The 3990-nt window shown below is 64.6% G+C and carries 3 protein-coding genes; 1 reads left to right on the top strand and 2 read right to left on the bottom strand.

The window, feature by feature from the left end; all coding sequences use genetic code 11:
* Positions 1 to 161 precede the first annotated feature (161 nt).
* Together WMO66_RS00440 and WMO66_RS00435 are read right to left on the bottom strand one after the other, a co-directional pair.
* Positions 162 to 1115 (bottom strand): D-2-hydroxyacid dehydrogenase, encoded by a 954-nt coding sequence (locus WMO66_RS00440; protein ID WP_349134441.1) that lies wholly within the window; start codon positions 1113 to 1115, stop codon positions 162 to 164.
* Between the two features lie 3 nt (positions 1116 to 1118).
* A complete protein-coding gene (locus WMO66_RS00435) occupies positions 1119 to 1562 on the bottom strand; it encodes a hypothetical protein (protein WP_349134440.1) in 444 nt (147 codons plus the stop codon).
* Between the two features lie 158 nt (positions 1563 to 1720).
* Between WMO66_RS00435 and WMO66_RS00430 the strand changes: the two genes are divergently transcribed.
* A partial coding sequence (locus WMO66_RS00430; RefSeq protein WP_349134439.1) for an endonuclease occupies positions 1721 to 3990 on the top strand: 2270 nt, incomplete at its 3' end.

The raw sequence follows: 3990 nt of genomic DNA, 5'->3' as shown, positions 1-3990 counted from the left end.
AGACGCAATTGGTGCATACCGTTTTAACGGCGGCCGGTATGGGCTGCATGTGCAGCGCCGGGCCCGGCTGTCCGCTCCCCTACATCGCACGGCCGAAGGCCTGCGTATTATTCATTCTTCAGTATTCATTTTCCACATGTCCCTGCTTTTTCCCTGCAGATTTACGGATTCACGACATTCTGCGGCTTGCCTGCCAGGAAGGCGCGCAGGTTTTCCGCGCTGATGGCCTGCAGGCGGCGGCGCGTTTCGAGCGGCGCCCACGCGATATGCGGCGTGAGGAAGCAGTTCGGCGCGGTCAGCAGGGGGTTGTCCGCGCGGATCGGCTCCGCAGAGACGACGTCCATACCGGCGGCCAGCAGCTTGCCGCTGCGCAGCGCGTCGGCCACGGCCTGCTCGTCCAGCAGCCCGCCGCGGGCGGTATTGATCAGGATCGCCCCATCCTTCATCTGCGCCAGCGCGCCCGCATCGATCATGCGGGCGTTTTCTGCCGTCTGCGGGCAGTGGAGCGACACGACGTCGGACTGCGCCAGCAGCTCCGGCAGGGAGACGAAGCGCGCACCCTCCGGCACGGGCTTTTCATGCCGCGCCGTGACGAGCAGCTTCATGCCGAGGGCCTGCGCGACCGTGCCGACGGCCGAGCCGATGGCGCCGTAGCCGACGATGCCCATGGTCTTGCCGTCCAGCTCGATGAGCGGCCGGTCCCAGAAGCAGAAATCCGGGCAGGTCTGCCACCGGCCCGTGTGCACGGCCCCGGAGTGCAGGCCGACCTGCTGGCAGATCTCCAGCAGCAGGGCAAACGTCATCTGCACAACGGCGCGCGTGGAATAGCCCGGCACGTTGCACACCGTGATGCCGCGGCGCTTTGCGGCAGCGAGGTCGACGATGTTATAGCCCGTGGCGAGGATACTCACGAGCTTCAGGTTCGGGCAGGCGGCGAAAATTTCGTCCGTCAGGCGGACCTTGTTGATGAAAACGACCTCCGCATCGCCAATGCGGGCGGCAGCGTCCTCCTGCGCGGTGCGGTCATAGACCGTCAGCTCACCGAGGGCGGCAAATTCATCCCAGCTCAGGTCGCCGGGGTTGGCGGCATAGGCATCGAGAATGACAATTTTCATGGCTCACACCCCCCAGTACTCGCGCGCGGCATGACGGCTGACAAACGAATACCATGCAATGGCCGCGATCGGGAAAACGATCTCCAGAATATTGCACACCAGCGTATCCATCGCCGGGATGAATACGACGAGCGCCGTGAACGCGCCGCACAGCAGGAACGCGGCACCGATGATGATCAGACGCGGCAGGATGTAGTCGATGAAGCCGTCCGGATCGATGCAGTCGTCCTTCGTGCAGCCGCCGGGATAGAGCAGCTTGTTATCAAACAGGACGCGGTCCCGCCTGAGGCGGAAGACGGTGTAGAACAGGTAGAGCGCCACGGCGGGCAGCAGCACGATCATGACCCAGTCGAGGATGTTGGTCAGCTGGGTCAGGTCGGCGCCGTTCGAGCCGCTCTGCGCAGCGTCCGCGGCATTGGCGGCGGTTTCAAGCAGGCGTGTGAGCATATGGGATCTCCTCCTATGTTTCGATACCATGATTATAGCAAGTCTGGCCGTGCAATGCAACTGCGATTCTCCGGGCGGGCTGAATACATATTCGGGTTGCATATTCATCTCCCGCATGATATGATGAGAGAAGCCAAAAAAACAAAAGGAGGTACATCATGAAAAGAAGGATCCTTGCCGTGCTTCTGGCGCTGGCCGTCGTGCTGGCGCTGGCCGTCGTGCTGGCGCTGGCGCTCCCGACGCTGGCGGCCGTGCCCGCCGACACCGTGCCGTATAACACCGGCACGCGCCATGAGACCTGCACGGCCCTGAGCACACAGGCGCAGCAGTATTACACCGACGGAGCGGAAACCCTGCTGAAGCTGTCCGGCAGCACCTCGGACAGCTCGCTCGAGAGCATGGACAGTGCGCTTTACCGCGCGCTGCAGTCCCTGATGACGGACACCATGACCGATTCCGTCACCTATAAATCCCTGCCGGCCTACTGGGCACGCACGGATGCCTCGCAGGGCAAAGACGGCCTGCTCCTGTTCTACAGCGACACGACCGGCGGCCGCATGAGCCGCGAGCACGTCTGGCCGAAGAGCCGGGCAAGCTTCATGCAGCAGAATGGCGGCAGCGACCTGCACCACCTGCGCCCCGAGGATTCCGGCGTGAACTCCACGCGCAGCAACTATACCATGGGCAACGTGCTGGGTGTCTATCCCGACTGCACCACGAAGGCCTTTGACGGCAAGACCGTCCTGTGGTACAGCTCGAAGAACGACCGCGTCGAGGTCGCCGACAATGTCAAGGGCGACCTGGCACGCGTGCTGCTGTACGTCTACTGCCGCTGGGGCCAGCCGAACCTGTTTGAAACGGTCGCCTCCGGCAGCCTGCCCCCCTTTGACAGCGACGACCGCGAGAACACCGGCATGCCCGTCATCGAGAGCCTCGACACCCTGCTCGAATGGATGCAGGAGGACCCCGTGGACACCTGGGAGATGAGCCGCAACGACTGCGTCCAGAAGGTGCAGGGCAACCGCAACGTCTTCATCGACTATCCGGAGTTTGCCTGGCTGCTGTTCGGCCGCGAGCTCCCCGCAGATTATGACACGCCCTCGGGCTATGCCCGCGAGCACGGCAGCGATGCCGGAACGTTCGCGCTCACGGCCGTCTCGTCCGACGAGACCCGCGGCACGGTCACCGTCCGCAGCCACACCGTCACGGCCTTCCCGGCCGAGGGCTACTGTGTGGGCGGCTGCACCCTCACCCCGGCGGATGCCGCCGTTGTAAAGCAGAACGGCAACGTCTTCACCGTCAGCCGCATGACGAAGGACTGCACGCTGACCGTGCAGTTTGACCCGCGCACCCCGTCCACCGTGCACTTCTCCGTGCCGGAGGGCGTGACGGCCCCCGCCGATGCGGCGGGCTACACCGGAGACACCTTCACCTTCCCGCAGCCGTCCGGCACGCCGTCTGACACGGCGCACGACTACACGTTCTTCGGCTGGGCCGCCGCCCCGCAGACGGACACGGACAGCCGCCCGGACTTCTCCGCCGCAGGCGCAGAGCAGGTGTTCACGCAGGCAGAGCAGACGTATTACGCGCTCTACTATTATAAAGTCGATGATCCCGACGCCGTCGGCGACGAGTACCGCCGCGTGATGGTCGCCCCGGACGACTGGACGGGCAGCTACTGCATCGTCTCGTCGGACAAGGGCAAGATCATGACGAACACCCCCGGCTCGAAGCCGACGTATCTGGAGGCCGCCGACATCGAGATCGACAGCGGCAGCGTCCGCGACCCGGAGTGGGTCTACACGCTCACGGCCGCCGGAGACGGGACGTACTATGTGCGCGACGCGGCTGGCCTCTACCTCAGCTGCACCGGCAAGAAGAACGTCTCTCTGACAAAAACCCCGGATGACACCTGCCGCTGGACGCCGACGCTGAACGGCCTGCAGTCGGACAACGGCATGCTGCAGTACAATGCCAGTTCGCCGCGCTTCACGACCTACACGAGCAGTCAGGCCGCGGCCCATCTCTACGCGCCCGCCGCCGGCTCGAAGACGTGGTACACGACCCTTGGCGGCTCGGAGCCGACGCCGCACGAGCACACCTGGGGCGTCTGGAAGGTGGTCGAAGCGGCGACCTGCTTTCGTGACGGGCTTGAAGCAAGAAGCTGCACGGGCTGTGACGCTGTGGAAAACCGCGTGATCCCGGCGACGGGCCACACGTTCGGCGAATGGACGACCGTTTCCGAGCCGGGCTGCTTCCACGAGGGCACGCAGACGCGCAGCTGCTCCGGCTGCGGTACGACGGAGACCCGCACGATCCCGGCCAATTCCGACAACTGCCCGTCCAAGGCGTTCACCGACCGTCCGGACCGGGGCTGGTACCACGAGAGCGTGGACTATGTCCTCGAGACCGGCCTCATGAACGGCAT

Origin of the sequence: Faecousia intestinalis, from assembly GCF_040096185.1 — a bacterium.
GTDB lineage: Bacteria > Bacillota > Clostridia > Oscillospirales > Oscillospiraceae > JAZOXB01.
The sequence above is the reverse complement of the archived record's forward strand: the minus strand, read 5'-3'. Positions and strand labels throughout refer to the sequence as shown.

Bases quoted from the DNA above. Each gene is read 5' to 3' on its own strand.
- WMO66_RS00440 (WP_349134441.1), bottom strand. From the start codon at position 1,115: ATGAAAATTGTCATTCTCGATGCCTATGCCGCCAACCCCGGCGACCTG.
- WMO66_RS00435 (WP_349134440.1), bottom strand. From the start codon at position 1,562: ATGCTCACACGCCTGCTTGAAACCGCCGCCAATGCCGCGGACGCTGCG.